This is a genomic window from Inquilinus limosus, from assembly GCF_051487185.1.
In the GTDB taxonomy this organism is placed as follows: domain Bacteria; phylum Pseudomonadota; class Alphaproteobacteria; order DSM-16000; family Inquilinaceae; genus Inquilinus; species Inquilinus limosus_F.
In genome coordinates, this window is the sequence record NZ_JAHVDK010000014.1 from 148,280 (window position 1) to 164,968 (window position 16,689).

A 16,689-nucleotide genomic window follows, 5' to 3' on the forward strand; every position below is an offset into this window, starting at 1 on the left:
CGGCCACGTCGATTCCGGGCTTCCCGAAACGACAAGCCTGCATCCACACTGGCAGCCGGGAGGACCCCATGAAGTATCTCTGCCTGGTCTATATGGAGCAGCGAACCCTGGACGCGATGTCGCCCGACGAGCTCGACGCGCTGGTCCGCGAATCCATGGCCAATGACGAGGAGATGCGCCGCCGCGGCCAGTTCGTCGCCGCCCAGGCGCTGCAGCCGACCAGCGCCGCCACCACCCTGCGGATCCGCGGCGGCCGGGTCATCACCAGCGACGGCCCCTTCGCCGAGACCAAGGAGTTTCTCTCCGGCTTCATCATGATCGAGGCGCGGGACCTGAATGAGGCGCTGCAGCTCGCCGCCAACATCCCGATGGCGCGGATGGGCAGCATCGAGGTGCGGCCGGTCTGGGAGCACTGCGGCGGTTCATGACCGCGGATCCGGGGATGCAGCGGACGATCGAGGCCGTCTACCGGGCGGAATCGCGCCGCGTGCTGGCCACGCTGATCCGCCTGCTCGGCGACTTCACCTTGGCCGAGGAGGCGCTGCACGACGCCTTCCGGGCGGCGGCGGAGCAGTGGCCGCGTGACGGCATCCCTGCCAATCCGCGGGCCTGGCTGGTCTCCTCCGGCCGGTTCAAGGCGATCGACGGGCTGCGCCGCCGCACCCGCCTTGACGCGGCGCGGGCCGAGCTGGCGAAGCATCTCGAGGAGGCGGAGGACCCGCATGAGCACGAGCGCGAGGAGATCGAGGACGACCGGCTGCGGCTGATCTTCACCTGCTGCCATCCCGCCCTGGCGCCCGAGGCCCGGATGGCGCTGACCTTGCGCGAGATGTGCGGCCTGACCACGGAGGAGATCGCCCACGCCTTCCTGGCCGCGCCGACTACGGTGGCGCAGCGCATCGTCCGGGCCAAGGCCAAGATCCGCGACGCCCGCATCCCCTACCAGGTGCCCCCGAAGACCGAGCTGCCGGACCGGTTGGACAGCGTGCTGCAGGTCATCTACCTGGTGTTCAACGAGGGCTATCTGGCGTCCTCCGGCGCCGACCTGACCCGGCCCGACCTGTCGGGCGAGGCGATCCGTCTGGGCCGCCTGCTGGTCGAGCTGCTGCCGGAGCCGGAGGCGATCGGCCTTCTGGCGCTGATGCTGCTGCAGGAATCCCGCCGCGCCGCCCGCAGCTCCCCGACCGGCGACCTGGTGCTGCTCGCTGACCAGGACCGCAGCCTGTGGAACCGGGCGCAGATCGCGGAGGGGACGGCGCTGGTGCGGCGGGCGCTGTCAGGCCGGGAGGTGGGGGCCTATGCGCTGCAGGCGGCGATCGCGGCGGTGCATTCGGAGGCGCCGGGTGCCGCGTCGACCGACTGGGCCGAGATCGTCGCGCTTTACGACCTGCTGCTGCGGGCCGACCCGTCGCCGGTGGTGGCGCTGAACCGGGCGGTGGCGGTGGCGATGCGCGACGGTCCGGCGGCGGGGCTGGCCCTGATCGACGCGATCCTGGCGCATGGCCATCTCGGCGGCTACCGCCTGGCCCACGCCGCCCGCGCCGACCTGCTGCGCCGCCTGGGCCGGGCGGCCGAAGCCCGCGCCGCCTATGAGCGGGCGCTGGGCCTGACGCAGCAGGAGTCGGAGCGGAGATTCCTGCTGCGGAGATTGGAGGAGTTGGAAACGTAGGTTGGAGGAGGAGAACTCCTCCCGACCCGCACCATCATTGCGAGGAGGCGAAGCCGACGAAGCAATCCACGGGCCAACGCGAGCCGCCCTGGATTGCTTCGCTTCGCTCGCAATGACGGGGAGGGAGGCCGGCCTCACACCATCCAGTCGGCGTGCTCCACCTGGTCCGGCCGCACGCCGATCAGCGTGACCCGGCTGCCGTCGTCGAGCTCGACCACCGCGCCCAGCAATCCGGCCTTCACCGTCACGTCGACGCCGGCGGCGATGTCCAGCTTGTCCTGGCGGACGTTGAAGTCAGCGATGATGTCGTGGCCGTCGCCGTGCCCGAAGGCGAAGACATCCGCGCCGCGGCCGCCGATCAAGAGGTCGCCGCCCGCGCCGCCGGCGATGCGGTCGTTGCCGGCGCCGCCATAGATCGTGTTGTCGCCGGTGTTGCCGGCGATCTGGGTGTCGGTGTTGCCGGCCCAGGCGATCAGGTCGCGGTCGCCCTGCAGCACGATGCGCTCGACCGCATCGTTCGCCTTGACGTTGACCGAGGCCCGGACCTCGTCGAAATCCTCGGTACCCTTGACGATGGCGAAGTTGAACAGGAAGGTCGGCTTGTCGGCGACGATGATGTTCGGGTTCTCCGGCGTGCCCGGCGCCGGGATGTGCAGCCGCGCCACCGACGGGTCGTGGTCGCTGACCTGGTCGGCGAAGCCGGCATTGGTGTGGACGATGTCGAACTCCAGCCCGGACTGGTAGACGCCCTCGGTCGCCAGCATGTGGTCGAGCTCCTGGCTGCCGCCCTCGAACACGTAGCTCCAGCGCTCATTGGCAGGCAGCAGCTCGTCGGCCAGGTCCTTCAGCACATGGCTGCCGTCGTCCTCGCCGCGCAGCACCTTCAGCGGGTCGTTCCAGGAGAACTCGTTGAGGTCGCCGACCACCATCACCTTGGCGTCGGGATCGGCCGCCAGCCGGCTGTCGACATAGGCGTTGACGATCGCCGCCTGCGCCTCGCGCTGGTCCTCGCCGCGGTTGATCGGCGGGAAGTCCTCGCCATAGGTGGGCGAGCTGCCGCTCTTCGAGGTGAAGTGGTTGTTCACCAGCGTCACCGTCTCGCCGTTGAACACGAAGTCGGCGGCCAGCGGCAGGCGGCTGGCGGCGAAGGCGTCGCCATCCGACAGGTCGGGGTCGGTCAGCGCCTTGACCGAGCCCTCGACCAAGTCGACCCGCTCCGGATTGTACAGATAGCCGACCCGAATATTGCCGCCGGGCTGGCCGCCCGAGGTGCCGTCCGCCGGCGCCACATCGACATATTCGTAGCGCGGCCCGCCATGGGCGACGATGGTCTCGATCAGCACCCGCGCGGTCTCGGCCGCCGAGGTGACGCCGGTGATCTCGGCGCCGTCGCTGTCCTGCACCTCCTGCAGCGCGACGATGTCGGGCGACCCCATATTGCTGACGATCTGCTCGGCCAGGCGGTCGAACTTGCCGCTGCCGACGTCGTCGTCGACATTGTCCGGGTCCTTGTCCTCGACCAGGTTCACGTCCTCGACCTTGGGATCGAGGTTCTCGAGATTGATCGAGCCGACGGTCAGGTGGTCGCGGTCGCCGGTCAGCGTCGTCGTCTCCGGCGCCAGCGTGCCGGGCGATTCGACCGTGACCGGCTGGACCGCCTGCACCTCGTACCAGCCGAAATTGTAGTTCACGACGCCCTGCACCGTGCCCAGCTCGGCACCGATATTGAAGTCGGGCATGAAGCTGCCCAGCAGGTCATCGTCGATCTGGATCCGCTCCGGCTGCTGGTCGGTTTCGGAGATCATGAGGCCGCCGGCGCCGCTGCGGGTGCCGGTGGCATGGTCGCCGTTGTCGGCCAGGACATAGGCCTCGCCGAAATTGTTGGTCGCGCCGATCACCACCGGGGCCGGGATGTCGACCAGCATGCCCTCCAGGCTCTCCCAGTAGTCGACGCCGTCATGCCCGGGGTCGAAAACGGTGCGGCCGTCGTCGTCGATCACCTCGGTCGGCGGGGCGTAGCCGCCGGCGCCGACGCTGACCGCGACCGGCACGGTCTGCTGCACGGCGGAGACCTCGATCTCGGCGCCGGTGATCTCGGTGATCGTCAGGTTGTGGGTCGAGGCGCCGCCCGGCTTGAACTCGGTGACCGTGCCGGTGACGTCGAGGGTGACGCCGAGCTGCACCTCGGCCGGCACGTTGCCGCTGCCGGTGAAGACGAAGACGGCGTCCGAGGTCGCGGTGCTGCCGTCACCCTGGGCATCCTGGATGTAGAAGCCGTTGGAAGCGATGGCGGTGACCACGCCGCGGGTCGCCACCCGATCGCCCTCGAACTCGGAGCGGTGGCCGGCGCCCTGGATCTCGTAGATCGCGCGGAAGTCCGGCGTGTCGTCGGGCACCGGTGCGTTCTCGGCGCCGGGGGAGTTCAGCGCCTCGCCGGGGGCGGGGGTGCCGGTCTGGCCTGGCAGGCCGGCCAGGTCGAAATCGTTGCGCGTCCAGTCTGAAGCGCTGTCGGTGTCGGTACCGTCCGGCAGGCGCGAGGCACCGCCGACGGTGATGCCGGCGCCGTCGAAATTCGGGGTCAGCACAGTGGTGCTGTAGAAGCGGTCGCCGGCGCCGCCGTCGTCGATCGCGACGCCGTCGCCGATCCGGGTCCAGGGCGAGAGGTCGAGCACGCCGTCGTCATTGGCGTCGAGGTCCTGGCCGACCGCGCCGCTGTAGTTCTCGACCAGCAGCAGCGTGCCGCTGCCGTTCTGCAGCAGGTTCGACTGGAAGCCGCTGCTCCAGTAGCCGTCGGCGTCGGTGGTGCCGATCGCGGTGGCGGAGATGATGCGGCCGGTGCCGCCGGCATCGCCCTCGATCTGCACCAGGGTCCAGCCGCTGTAGTCGGCCAGGGCGTCGCCCTTGATCTCGATGTATTCCGAGCTGTCGGTGCCGGTGTGGTTGGCGACGAATTCGTTGAGCAACGGATCGGCCATGACGAAGTCCCCCTCTTCATCGGGCAAGGGCCGAATCCCTTGCCGCTGCCGAAACACCTGTAGGGGGCTTCGGTTGCATCCGTGTGACTCGTGGCGGTCACGGAAGGATGGAGCCGACAATCCGCATAAAAATCGTAGCGATTCCGCAGAATATTCTCATGCAATCGCGCCGATTAAGACGCTGGTTTGCGCTTTTGAGTTGATTGCAAATGTGGAATTCAATTTTAGGGCGTAGGTTGGGTTCGCTTCGGCGAATCCAACATATTCTCGGCATCACTGCTGTCGAATGTTGGTTCGCTCACGCGAACCCAACCTACGAATTCGGTAGAACCCCTCAATGCGCCGCCGGGTCCGGCACGGTGATGCTGCCGTCGGCGATGGCGCGGCGGGCGGCCTCGACCGCCTCCTCCATGGCCGGGGTGACCAGCGGCCGGTTGTTCTGGTCGATCGCCCAACCGACCGCGTGCTCGCGCACGCCCAGCGTGACCACGCCGGCCTTCCAGATGCCGGCCCGCATGTCGTCCAGCGAGCGCAGCACGGCGATGTCGACGCGCTTCAGCATCGAGGTCAGGATGGTGCCGGGCACCACGCCGTTCTGGTTGCTGTCGACGCCGATCGCCAGCCTTTCGGCGTCCCGCACCGCCTGGAACACGCCGAGATTGGCCTCGCCGGCGACGGCGAAGATCACGTCGGCGCCGCGCTCGATCTCGCCGTGCGCGATCTCAGCCGCCCGGTCCCGGTCGCGGAAGGCGGCGGCATCGGTGCCGACGAAGTCGGTCAGGGTGGCGATCTCCGGCCGCGTCGCCTTGGCGCCGGCGGCATAGCCCTCGGCGAATTTGCGCATCAGCGGGATGTCGGCAGCGCCGACGAAGCCGATCGTGCCGGTCTTCGAGGCCAGGGCCGCCAGCACGCCGACCAGATAGGCGCCCTCCTGCTCGCGGAACACGATCGACCGGATGTTCGGCCCCTCGGCGACGCCGTCGACCAGGACGAAGCGGATGTCCGGATGGGCTGCGGCCGCCGCCTTCACCGCGTCGGCGTAGTAGAAGCCGACCGCGATGACCAGGGTGGCGCCCTGCCGGATCAGGCTGTCCGCCGCGGCGGCGAAGTCGTCGACCTTCTGCAGCTCGGCCTCGAGATAGGCCTCGCCGGTCTCGTTGCGGAAGAACTCCAGCGCGTGCAGCGCGCCCTCGTTGAAGCCGCCGTCCCGCTTGTCGCCAAGGGCATAGACGACGCCCGGCTTGACCGACGCCTCGTCGCCGGCGCCGCGCATCATCCCGTCCGGATCGGCGGCGGCCATCACGGTCAGCCCGGCCACGGCCAGGCTGGCGCTGGCGAGAAAGCGGCGGCGGTGGATCATTTCCGTCTCCGGACGGCAAAGGCGGCGTGACGGGCGCTGAACGGCCCGCGGCTCCGGAGATGGACGTGTTAAGGTTCGGTTACAAGAGCGCGCTGTGCAGGGGTCGTCTGCCGCGAGGGCAGGGACCGGGCCGCGGTTCAGGCCGCGCGATCCTTCAGCGCCATCAGGCGGATGCCGGCCCGTTCCAGCCGCTCGCGGATGCGGCGGGCGATGCCGACCGCGCCCGGCGTGTCGCCATGGACGCAGACCGTGTCGACCGGCACCGGAATGCGCTTGCCGCTGCGGCTGGTGACCGCCTGCTCCTCGACCATGCGCAGCACCCGTTCGGCCGCCAGATCGGCGTCGTGGATCACCGACCCCGCGATCTTGCGCGAGGTCAGGGTGCCGTCATCCTCATAGGTGCGGTCGGCGAAGACCTCGCGCACCACCGGCAGCCCCAGCTCCAGCGCCGCGCGCTCCAGCGCCGTGCCGGGCAGGACCATATAGGCCAGGGTCGGGTCGACCGACTTGATGGCCCGGCCGATCGCCAGCGCCAGGGCGTCGTCGACCATCGCCATGTTGCTCAGCGCGCCATGCGCCTTGACATGGGTGACGCGGTGGCCGACGGCCTTGGCCATGCCCTGGATGGCGCCGATCTGGTAGACGACATGGGCCTCGATGTCCTCCGGCGTCTCGCCCTGGATGACGCGGCGGCCGAAGCCCCAGAGGTCGAGGAAGCCGGGATGGGCGCCGACGCCGATGCCCCGGTCGCGCGCCAGGGTCAGGGTCCGCCGCATCACGATCGGGTCGCCGGCGTGGAAGCCGCAGGCGACATTGGCCGAGGTGACGATCTCCAGCATCGCCGCGTCGTCGCCCATCTCCCAGGCGCCGAAGCCTTCGCCCATGTCGCAGTTCAGATCGACGCTCGCCATGGATACAGTCCCGAAGTCGCTGTTCCTCGATGCCCCATCTATGGACCTGGACGGCGTCGGCGGCAACCACCAGCCCGGTGGCATCACCGACCGAAGATGCTCCGCAGTGCGGAGGCGCCGGAGCTTGAATTCAGAGCGGCCACGCCAGGTTCCGCGAAACTATGACATAATCATTACAATTTTCCTGTTGTGTGAACGAAGTCCTGATGTCATAGATGGTTCTCAAATCTGCAGGATTGAGCGCTCCAGAACTTCGGTGAACACCGTTCTGTCGCTGATCGAAGAGTCTGTCGATCAGCGACCGGATCTGTATTCGGGAGGGGCTGATGACGACTATTGCGGGATTGCAGGACCGTGGCCCTTCGCAGACGGAGCGGTTCAGGCACAACATCTCCGCCACGCTCTGGAACCAGACCCTGGACCGGAACAGACAGGGCCCGGGGACGGTCGTCCCGGCCTACAACGCGGCGCCGGGGAAGGAGCCGGTGGAGGCGCTCGACGGCAGCAACCCGGCGAACAAGAGTACCGACGGCCAGATCACATACCGGGCCCAGCAGGGCGACAACCTGACCGAGATCGCGCGGGGCCTGGGCTATGACGAAAATCTCGACCCCGCCGTGGCGCAGCGCCTCGGCTTCGACCCGGACCGGGACTATGCCGAGCAGTACGCCGAGCTGCTGACCCGGTTCAATCCCGAGCTGGAGGCCGATCCGGACGGCCTGCCCGAGACCCATGTCATCACCATCCTCAGCGACGAGCGGGTGGAGCGGCTGCAGGACATCTCCGAGATCGCGGGCGACGCAGAGTCGGTCGAGGACCTGCCCCAGGCCAAGCAGAACGAGCTGCAGGATCTGATCGACGCGGATCTGGCCCTGGTCGCCGGGACGATGGACCAGGAGGATTTCGAGGCAACCCTGGAAGAGCGCGCGGCCCATCTGCGCGCCGTGCTGCCGCAGACGGAAGGACTGGCCGATCTGGTCGATTCCCGGGCCGAGGATCTCCGGGCGAGCATGAACGTGCTGTTCAACGGCCTGCGCGACAGCGCCGCGCAGGCCTTGGAAAGCGGTGACTGGAGCGCGTTCCAGGGCGATGTCGAGGAGGCGCTGCGGAGCAGAATCTATCCGCACCCGCAGGCCCAGACTGCCGATTTCGACCCGGATCAGGAGGCCGCGGAGTTCATCGCCGAGCTGTCCTTCTACGGCCCGATGGATCCCGACACGCTGGAGGTCGACGCAGGCTACCTCGCCGCGCTCGAGGCGGCGCGCCACCAGGTGATGGTGACCGATCCGGCCAGTCAGGTGACCGACGGGAACTCGCTCGAAGTGACCCTGACCGGCGTGCCGGCCGACCGGGCCGACCAGATCCTGGTCGAGCTGTCGGAGATGCCGGCGACGGGAACCTACGAGGACAAAGAGAACCCGCCGACCTCGCGGCTGGCGGAGATCGTCTATCCGCTGCGCCATCTTTCTTCTAACGGAGGTCTCTCGGACGAGGCGGAGGAGCTGATCGGCAACCTGAACGTCGTCGCGACCCAGGCGGGGGCCTCCGCCCCCGTCGGCGACGACGGCCGCATGCAGATCAGCGAGGGTGTTTCGCGCCTCGCGACCCTGATGGCGGACGCGAACACCGGCGGCTTCGACCGGGAGGCGCCCACGGCGTGGGGCGGCGACATCGTGCTGCGCACCGCCATTGCCGACAGCATCAGCCACGGCGACGGCGCGACCCTGGCGGTCGCCATGGCGGCGCATTATGCGGAGGACGGCTGGGCCGACGCGGCCGATGCCATGCTCCACACCGTGGCCTCCGGCGTCGAAAACCTGACGCCGGAGGCGCGGGAGGCGACCGAGGAGTACGGGCGCCTGATCGGCGATCCCCAATGGGCCGGCAGCTATCTGGAGGGGCTGCGGGACGAGGAGGAACTGGCCGACGCCATCCAGACCGTCCAGGACGGCAAGCTCGAGGACAATCCAGAGACGGTCGCCAGATTCGAGCGGCTCTTCGCCGGCGCCATGTCCACGGACGCGGTCCTGGAAGCGCTGCCGGAGTCCCTGCGGCACCTGGAAGGCGAGGACCTGGAAGGCTATGAGCGCCTGACGGATGCCAAGGGGGATCTGCGCCATCTCCTCGTCGGCAGCGAGGATGACGGAGACGATGCTCCGGCACCGATGGTCCAGGTCGCCATGGCGGGAATGTCGGCGCCGCCGGAGGCCCTGACGCTGGCGGAGGTGGAGCGGCAGCTGCAGGACATCCCGGAGTTCGAGCAGTATGCGACGCTCTACCAGGACATCTCCGACACCGAATTCGATGCCGTGTTCGGAGACGTCCTGGACACCTACGACCGGATCCAGCGGCAGCTGGACGACCCGGATGCGGACATCATCGAGCTGCCTCCCGGCATGACGTCCCTGCCGCCCACCGTCCAGGAGGTGCTGGACGGGCTGGAGGGCAAGGACCGGGCGGAGGCGCTGGACGCCCTGCGCGACGAGCCGGTGCAGGGCGCGGCGCTGCTGATGACGCTGGAGGCGCTGGAGAACAGCCAGCCCAACGGCCCCAGCGGCGGCTTCGTCTCGCGCGAGATCAAGAATTCGGGCCTGCTGGTGTCCACCGTTCTGGCGCCGCCGTCGCCGATCACGCAGGCCATCGCCGACCGCGTGAATGCAGCCGGCGGCGGGGCGGAGCCGCGGGAGGGGCTGCTCGGCCGCCGGGCCGCGGCGATTCCCTCTGCGGGGATCAGCGGCGCGCTGAACATCTGGGGTGTCCGCGAATTCGCGGCGTCCGACCGACCCGACGACAAGGCCTGGGCGGCGGTTTTCGGCCTCCTGGCCGGCATGGACGTGTCGCGTGGGGCCGCGGCCGGCATCCAGAGCCTCCTGATCCCGCAGGGGCGGCATGTCCGGCCGGCCACCGGCCTTCCCAGCCTGTTCAACCAGGGTGGACGGCTGGATCGCATGACCCGGTTCGGTTACGTCGATGGGCCGGGCGTCTATCGCACCCTGGGCACGGCGTCCTCGGTCCTCACCGCGGGAGTCGCCGCCTGGACGGCGACCATCGAGTTCTCGAACGGCAATTATCTCGGCGGAGGCGTCTGGACCACGATGGGCCTCGCATCCGTCGCCACGGTTGCGTTCGCGGGCACATCCTGGGCCGGCCCGGTGGGATGGGCTGCCGCCGCCGTCTGGCTGGCCGGCGCCAGCATCCTGCACTGGCAGTCCAGCGAGAAGCAGCGCGAGTATTTCGAGGGGGACACGCGGGCGATCCTGGCCAATCTCGATCCGCCGGTGGATCCGGAGCGCGCCGAGATCCTGGCCGAGGGCCGGGACGATTTCGGCGCCTCCGACGAGGCGATGGGGCGGCCGCTGTTCCCGCTGCTCGAGCAGCTGGCCGAATATCGCGGCTACGACACCCCAGAGGAGAAGCGGGAGTTCTTCGACTACATCCTCTACAACGAGGAGGCGCTGCCCAACGACATGCTGCGGGAGCTGGCGGACCGCACCACGAACTCGATGATGGTGGACATCGACGACGACAGCTACATCGTCGACACCGAGGTCCACACCTACACCTGGTATCCGACGACTATCTCGCAGCTGAGCGACTGGATCGACGGTGTCCCGAGGGACGACATCGGTTCGACCAATCCCGGCATCAGGCTGCCGCCGCGCAGGAATTGACCGGCTGACGGCGGACGCGGAGGCGCGGCTTAGGCCGGCGGCTCTTGGGAGTGGTCTTCCGGCCCACTCCCGTCATCGCGAGGCGCACAGCGCCGTGGCGATCCAGGGGCCGGTGCCGCTGGATGGCCACGCCCCTTCGGGGCTCGCCATGACGGGTTAACGTTTCGGGCCGCCGGTATCAAATGGCGATCTCCGGCGTGTCCGCCGCCTTCAGTTCCAGCGCGGCCTTCAGCAGGGCCTGGGTGTAGGGGTGCTGCGGCGCCTCGAAGATCTGCGTGGCCGTGCCGTGCTCGACCACCTTGCCGTTCTTCATCACGATCACCTCGTCCGACAGGGCGCGCACCACCTTCAGGTCGTGGCTGATGAACAGATAGGCCAGGCGGTGCTTCTCCTGCAGCCCGCGCAGCAGGTCGACGATCTGGGCCTGGACCGACATGTCGAGCGCCGAGGTCGGCTCGTCCAGCACGACGAATTTCGGCTTCAGCACCATGGCGCGGGCGATGGCGATGCGCTGGCGCTGGCCGCCGGAGAATTCGTGCGGGTAGCGGTGCCGGCTGCCGGGGTCGAGGCCGACCTCCTCCAGCGCCGCCACGATCATGCGCTCGCGCTCGGCGGCCGAGCCGCCGATGCGGTGGACCTGCAGCCCCTCCTCGATGATCTCGGCGATCGACATGCGCGGGCTGAGCGAGCCGTAGGGGTCCTGGAACACGATCTGCATCTCCCGCCGCAGCGGCCGCATGTCGCGGAACTGCAGCCCCTGCAACTCGCGGTCGCCGTAGCGGATCGAGCCGCGGCTGGAGATCAGGCGCAGCAGGGCGAGGCCGAGCGTGGTCTTGCCCGAGCCGCTCTCGCCGACCACGCCGACCGTATGGCCCTCGCGCACGGTGACGTCGATGCCGTCCACCGCCTTGACATGGTCGACCGTGCGGCGCAGCACGCCCGCCTTGATCGGGAACCAGACCTTGATCTCGCTGGCCGCGACCACGGTGCGGGCGTCGGCCGGGGCCGGCGCCGGCGTGCCCTTCGGCTCGGAGGCGAGCAGGCGCTGGGTATAGGGATGCTGCGGCGCGCCGAAGACGGAGTCGGTCGCGCCCTGCTCGACGATCTCGCCCTTGTTCATGACGCAGACCCGGTCCGCCATCTTGCGGACCACGCCGAGATCGTGGGTGATCAGCAAAAGGGCCATGCCGAAGCGGCGCTGCAGGCTCTGCATCAGCTCCAGGATCTGGGCCTGGATGGTGACGTCCAGCGCCGTGGTCGGCTCGTCGGCGATCAGGATGTCGGGCTCATTCGCCAGCGCCATCGCGATCATGACGCGCTGGCGCTGGCCGCCGGACAGCTCGTGCGGATAGGCGCCCAGGCGCTGCTCCGGATTCGGCAGCCCGACCAGGCGCAGCAGCTCCAGCACCCGGGCGCGCGCCTGGGCCTTGCCCATGCCCTTGTGCACCGACAGCACCTCGCCGACCTGCTTCTCGATCGTGTGCAGCGGGTTCAGCGAGGTCATCGGCTCCTGGAACACCATCGCGATCTTGTTGCCGCGGACCTCGCGCAGCACCTTCTCCGGCGCGCCCAGCAGCTCCTGGCCGCGATAGCGGATGCTGCCGCTCGGGTGCCGGGCGCTGGGATAGGGCAGCAGCTGCAGCACCGACAGCGCGGTGACCGACTTGCCCGAGCCGCTTTCGCCGACCAGCGCCAGGGTCTCGCCGCGGTCGAGATGCAGCGACACGCCCCTGACCGCCGGCACCGTGCCGCCGGGGATGCGGAACTCCACCGACAGGTCGCGGATCTCGATCAGCCTTTCGCCTGGGGCGCCGGGGACGGATCTGTCGGTCATGGCGTCTGGGCCTTGGGGTCGGTCACGGGGGCGGCGGCGGGGGCCGGGCCGGAGGCCACCGTCTTGCGCGGGTCGAAGGCATCGCGCAGCGCCTCGCCCATGAAGACGAGGAGGCTGAGCAGGATGGCGAGCGAGAAGAAGGCGGTGAAGCCGAGCCAGGGGGCCTGCAGGTTGGCCTTGCCCTGGCTGACCAGCTCGCCGAGCGAGGGCGACCCCGGCGGCAGGCCGAGGCCGAGGAAGTCGAGGCCGGTCAGCAGGCTGATCCCGCCGGTCAGGTTGAAGGGCAGGAAGGTGATCGTGGCGACCACGGCGTTGGGCAGCACGTGCTTCCACATGATCACCCGGTCGGGCTGGCCGAGCGCGCGGGCGGCGCGGACATAGTCGAGGTTGCGGGCGCGCAGGAACTCCGCCCGCACCACCCCGACCAGGCTCATCCACTCGAACAGCAGCATGATGAACAAGAGCGTCCAGAAGCCCGGGACGAAGAAGGACGACATGATGATCAGCAGGTACAGCTGCGGCATGCCGGACCAGATCTCGATCACCCGCTGGAAGATCAGGTCGGTCCAGCCGGCGAAATAGCCCTGCACCGCGCCGGCGAAGATGCCGATGACCGAGGCGAAGGCGGTCAGGGTCAGGCCGAACAGGATCGAGATGCGCAGGCCGTAGATCAGCCGGGCCAGCACGTCGCGGCCCTGGTCGTCGGTGCCGAGCCAGTTCACCGCCGAGGGCGGGGAGGGGGCGGGCTGATCCAGGTCGTAGTTGATGGTGCGGTAGGAGAAGGGGATCAGGGGCCAGATCGCCCAGCCCTTGGCCCTGATCAGGTCCTGGACATAGGGGTCGCGGTAATCCGCCTCGGTCTCGAACTCGCCGCCGAAGGTGGTCTCGGAATAGGTGGCGAGGACCGGCACGTAGTAGTGGCCGTCATACTTGACCAGGAGCGGCCGGTCGTTGGCGATGAACTCGGCGAACAGCGTGACCAGGAACACGCCGAGGAACAGGTAGAGCGCGATCAGCCCGCGGCGGTTGGCGCGGAAATTGGCGATACGGCGGGCGGTGATCGGCCGGATGCGGAAGCCGAGGAAGCGGGGATGGATGAAATCCTCGGCCGGGGATAGGGTGGCCTCAGACATTGCGGGCCTCGAAGTCGATCCGCGGGTCGACCAGCGTGTAGGTCACGTCCTGCACCAGCTTCATCACCAGGCCGAGGAGAGTGAAGACGTAGAGCGTCGCGAACACCACCGGATAGTCGCGCTGGATCGCGGCCTCGTAGCCGAGATAGCCGAGCCCATCGAGCGAGAAGATCACCTCGATGAACAGGGCGCCGGTGAACAGCACGCTGATGAAGGCGGCGGGGAAGCCGGCGATCACGATCAGCATGGCGTTGCGGAAGATGTGGCCGTACAGCACGCGGCCTTCGGTGAGCCCCTTGGCCCGGGCGGTCAGCACGTACATCTTGCCGATCTCGTCGAGAAAGGAGTTCTTGGTCAGCATGGTCAGGGTGGCGAAGCCGCCGATGACCATGGCGCTGATCGGCAGCACCATGTGCCAGAGATAGTCGAGGATCTGCTGCCACCAAGGCATCACGGCCCAGCCGTCGGAGACGAGGCCGCGCAGCGGGAACCAAGCGAAGTAGCGGCCGCCGGCGAACAGCACGATCAGCAGCATGGCAAAGAGGAAGGCGGGGATGGCGTAGCCGACGACGACGGCGCCGGAGGTCCAGATATCGAAGCGCGACCCGTCGCGCACCGCCTTGCGGATGCCGAGCGGGATCGAGATCAGATAGACCAGCAGCGTGGTCCACACGCCGAGCGAGATCGACACCGGCAGCTTGGACACGATGAGGTCGACCACCCGCGCGCTCTTGAAGTAGCTGCGGCCGAAATCGAAGTTCAGGTAGTCGCGCATCATCAGATAGAAGCGTTCGAGCGGCGGCTTGTCGAAGCCGAACTGCTTCTCGATCTCGGCGATGAATTTCGGGTCCAGCCCCTGGGCGCCGCGGTATTTGCTGGAGGCAGTGTTGCCGCCGAGCTGGGAATTGTCCGCCGGGCGGGCGAAGTCGCCGCCCGAGCCGCTGATCCGGCTGGTCGCGTCGGTCGCGGTGCCCTGGAGCTGTGCGATCATCTGTTCGACCGGGCCGCCGGGCGCGAACTGCACGATAACGAAGTTGACGACCATGATCCCGAACACGGTCGGGATGATCAGCAAAAGGCGCCGGATGATGTAGGCGAGCATCGGTCAGGCTTCACTCCGGCAACGGGCCGGTACGGAACGGCACTTATTGTCATTGCCGGGCTTGACCCGGCAATCCAGAGGGCGTCGACATCCTCTGGATGCCCGGGTCAAACCCAGGCATGACAGAAGGAAGGATAGGACGTCAGAGACGGACTGGAACTGCCTCACCGGCGCTGCCCCCGTAGGGCCTTCGGGTTCTTGCCCTCGTACCACCAGGTGCTGGGGAAGCCGACATCATACTTCGGCTGCGTCTCGGGATGGCCGAAGATGTCCCAGTAGCCGATCCGGGAGAACGGGTCTTCATACATGGCGATGGAGAAGAACTGCCAGGTGGCGTAGCGGTCGAAGGCCTTGCAGGTCGCCGCCTTCTCCTCATAGGTATCGGCGGCGATGATCATCTCGACCAGCTCGTCAATGATCGGGTCCTTCACGCCCTGGGAATTCTCGTCGCCCGGACGGTCGGCGTAGCGGGAGTTCCAGCCGCCGCGCAGCGCCACTCCCGGGGGGAAGAACGGCGTGAAGCCGAATGGCATGAGATCGAAATCGAAATTGTTCACCCGATTCCGGAATTGCGGCACGTCGAGCAGGCGCGGCGAGGCCTGGATACCGACCCGCCTTAGGTTCTCGGTAAAGGGCAGGATCGTCTTCTCGGTCTCAGACCTGAAATAGACGATCTCGAAGGTCATCGCCTGGCCGGCGGCGTTGGTCAGCTTGCCGCCGCGGGATTCCCAGCCGGCCTGCTTCAGCAGATCCAGGGCCGCCCGCATATTGGCGCGGATGTTACCGTTGCCATCAGTCGTCGGCTGCTTGAATTCGGTGGTGAAGATCTCGTCGGCGATCTTGCCGCGATAGCGCTCCAGGATCTCCAATTCCCGGCCTTCCGGCAGCCCGCTGAAAGCGAACTCCGTGTTCGGGAAGTAGCTGTGGATCCGGCGATAGAGACCGTAATAGCTGGTCTTCTGCGTCGTCTCGAAATCGTAGAGATAGTTCAGCGCCCGCCGGACCCGGACGTCGGAGAAGTAGGGCCGCCGCAGGTTGAACATCATACCGAGATAGGGCTGTGGCGACGCGTCCGGGATCTCCTCGAGCTTCAGGGCGCCGGTCTGCGCCGCCGCCACGGCTTTGAAGCCGGTCGCCCATTGCTGGGGCGAGGCAATGGCCAAGTAGTCGAACTCACCTGACTTGAATGCCTCGTACAGGACGTCCTGGTCTCGGTAATACTGGAATGTGATCTCGTCGAAGTTGGCGGCGCCGATATTTTGCGGCAGATCCTTGCCCCAGTAGTCCTCGACCCGCTGCAGCGTGATCGCCCGACCCGGATCCACCGACTTGATCTTGTAGGCGCCGCTGCCGAGCGGCGGCTCCATCGTCAGCCCGCCGAAGTCGCGGCCTTCCCACCAGTGCTTCGGCAGGATCGGGAAGCTCGCCATGGCCTTCAGCAGCTGCGGGTTGTTCAGGTTCTTGGCCTTGAACCGGACGCGGCGCTCGTCCAGCGCCTCGATGCTCTCCATGTCGTCGTAGAAACGGGCGCGGAACCGCAGCGCCCCTTTTTCGCGCAGCAGCTGATGGGTGAACGCGACGTCCTCGGCAGTCATCGGATGGCCGTCGTGGAAGCGCGGGCCCTCGCGCATCGTGAAGATGATGGACAGCTTGTCATCCGAGATCACGAAGGATTCCGCGACATCGGCGTAATAGGTGTCGAGCTCGTCGAGATTGCCGGTGATCAGCGCGTCGTAGATGCTGCTGACGCCCGCCGCCTCGGTGCCGTCGGTCGTCATGTCGTTCAGCGTGTCGAAGGTACCGAAAGCCCCGAGAACGATGTTGCCGCCCTTCGGGGCATCCGGGCGGACATAGTTCCAGTGCGGGAAGTCCTTCGGATAGGCCGGCTTCCGGTCGAGCATCGGCAGGTAGTAGGTCGGCGCGCCATAGCCGGGCTGGGCGGCCGTGCCCTGGGCGAAGGCGCGGGGCAGGGGGAAGGACGCTCCCGCGACCGAGAGCATCGAGCCGATCGAGAATTGGCGCCGTGTGATCATG

General features: G+C 67.9%; 10 protein-coding genes. 3 read left to right on the top strand and 7 right to left on the bottom strand.

Translation table 11 applies throughout. From position 1 onward, the window contains the following. The first annotated feature begins 68 nt into the window (after window positions 1-68). Entirely contained in the window at window positions 69-428 is a 360-nt protein-coding gene (locus KXR53_RS17785; protein ID WP_026870917.1) for a YciI family protein, read from the top strand. Between the two features lie 14 nt (window positions 429-442). After that, complete coding sequence (locus KXR53_RS17790) at window positions 443-1,669, top strand: RNA polymerase sigma factor (RefSeq protein WP_437376581.1); 1,227 nt, start codon at window positions 443-445, stop codon at window positions 1,667-1,669. Between the two features lie 134 nt (window positions 1,670-1,803). Here KXR53_RS17790 and KXR53_RS17795 read toward each other — a convergent pair whose 3' ends face one another. The 3 genes from KXR53_RS17795 to KXR53_RS17805 form a co-directional block, all read right to left on the bottom strand. Beyond that, window positions 1,804-4,644: an endonuclease/exonuclease/phosphatase family protein gene (locus KXR53_RS17795; protein WP_437376582.1), complete on the bottom strand. Its 2,841-nt coding sequence runs from the start codon at window positions 4,642-4,644 to the stop codon at window positions 1,804-1,806. A gap of 334 nt (window positions 4,645-4,978) precedes the next feature. Next, on the bottom strand, window positions 4,979-6,004 hold the full coding sequence (locus KXR53_RS17800) for a BMP family lipoprotein (RefSeq protein WP_437376583.1): 1,026 nt from the start codon (window positions 6,002-6,004) through the stop codon (window positions 4,979-4,981). Between the two features lie 137 nt (window positions 6,005-6,141). Beyond that, window positions 6,142-6,915 (bottom strand): LamB/YcsF family protein, encoded by a 774-nt coding sequence (locus KXR53_RS17805; protein WP_437376584.1) that lies wholly within the window; start codon window positions 6,913-6,915, stop codon window positions 6,142-6,144. Between the two features lie 326 nt (window positions 6,916-7,241). On the opposite strand from KXR53_RS17805, the gene KXR53_RS17810 reads away from it, so the two are divergent. Continuing rightward, window positions 7,242-10,586, top strand: coding sequence for a hypothetical protein (locus KXR53_RS17810; protein WP_437376585.1), 3,345 nt, complete (start codon window positions 7,242-7,244; stop codon window positions 10,584-10,586). 178 nt (window positions 10,587-10,764) lie between these two features. Here the strand turns inward: KXR53_RS17810 and KXR53_RS17815 are convergent, their stop codons facing one another. The 4 genes from KXR53_RS17815 to KXR53_RS17830 form a co-directional block, all read right to left on the bottom strand. Continuing rightward, window positions 10,765-12,420 carry an ABC transporter ATP-binding protein gene (locus tag KXR53_RS17815; RefSeq protein ID WP_437376586.1) on the bottom strand — a complete coding sequence of 552 codons (1,656 nt, stop codon included), beginning with the start codon at window positions 12,418-12,420 and terminating at the stop codon, window positions 10,765-10,767. Continuing rightward, entirely contained in the window at window positions 12,417-13,553 is a 1,137-nt protein-coding gene (locus tag KXR53_RS17820; RefSeq protein ID WP_437376587.1) for an ABC transporter permease, read from the bottom strand. The genes KXR53_RS17815 and KXR53_RS17820 overlap by 4 nt, the downstream gene beginning before the upstream one ends. Then, complete coding sequence (locus KXR53_RS17825; RefSeq protein WP_437376588.1) at window positions 13,546-14,655, bottom strand: microcin C ABC transporter permease YejB; 1,110 nt, start codon at window positions 14,653-14,655, stop codon at window positions 13,546-13,548. The genes KXR53_RS17820 and KXR53_RS17825 overlap by 8 nt, the downstream gene beginning before the upstream one ends. 164 nt (window positions 14,656-14,819) lie before the next feature. Continuing rightward, a complete protein-coding gene (locus KXR53_RS17830) occupies window positions 14,820-16,688 on the bottom strand; it encodes an extracellular solute-binding protein (RefSeq protein ID WP_437376589.1) in 1,869 nt (622 codons plus the stop codon). Between the last annotated feature and the right edge of the window lies 1 nt (window position 16,689).

Coding starts and splice junctions, on each gene's coding strand:
- KXR53_RS17800 (WP_437376583.1), bottom strand. CDS start 6,004: ATGATCCACCGCCGCCGCTTTCTCGCCAGCGCCAGCCTGGCCGTGGCC.
- KXR53_RS17805 (WP_437376584.1), bottom strand. CDS start 6,915: ATGGCGAGCGTCGATCTGAACTGCGACATGGGCGAAGGCTTCGGCGCC.
- KXR53_RS17820 (WP_437376587.1), bottom strand. CDS start 13,553: ATGTCTGAGGCCACCCTATCCCCGGCCGAGGATTTCATCCATCCCCGC.
- KXR53_RS17785 (WP_026870917.1), top strand. CDS start 69: ATGAAGTATCTCTGCCTGGTCTATATGGAGCAGCGAACCCTGGACGCG.
- KXR53_RS17795 (WP_437376582.1), bottom strand. CDS start 4,644: ATGGCCGATCCGTTGCTCAACGAATTCGTCGCCAACCACACCGGCACC.
- KXR53_RS17815 (WP_437376586.1), bottom strand. CDS start 12,420: ATGACCGACAGATCCGTCCCCGGCGCCCCAGGCGAAAGGCTGATCGAG.
- KXR53_RS17810 (WP_437376585.1), top strand. CDS start 7,242: ATGACGACTATTGCGGGATTGCAGGACCGTGGCCCTTCGCAGACGGAG.
- KXR53_RS17790 (WP_437376581.1), top strand. CDS start 443: ATGCAGCGGACGATCGAGGCCGTCTACCGGGCGGAATCGCGCCGCGTG.
- KXR53_RS17825 (WP_437376588.1), bottom strand. CDS start 14,655: ATGCTCGCCTACATCATCCGGCGCCTTTTGCTGATCATCCCGACCGTG.
- KXR53_RS17830 (WP_437376589.1), bottom strand. CDS start 16,688: ATGATCACACGGCGCCAATTCTCGATCGGCTCGATGCTCTCGGTCGCG.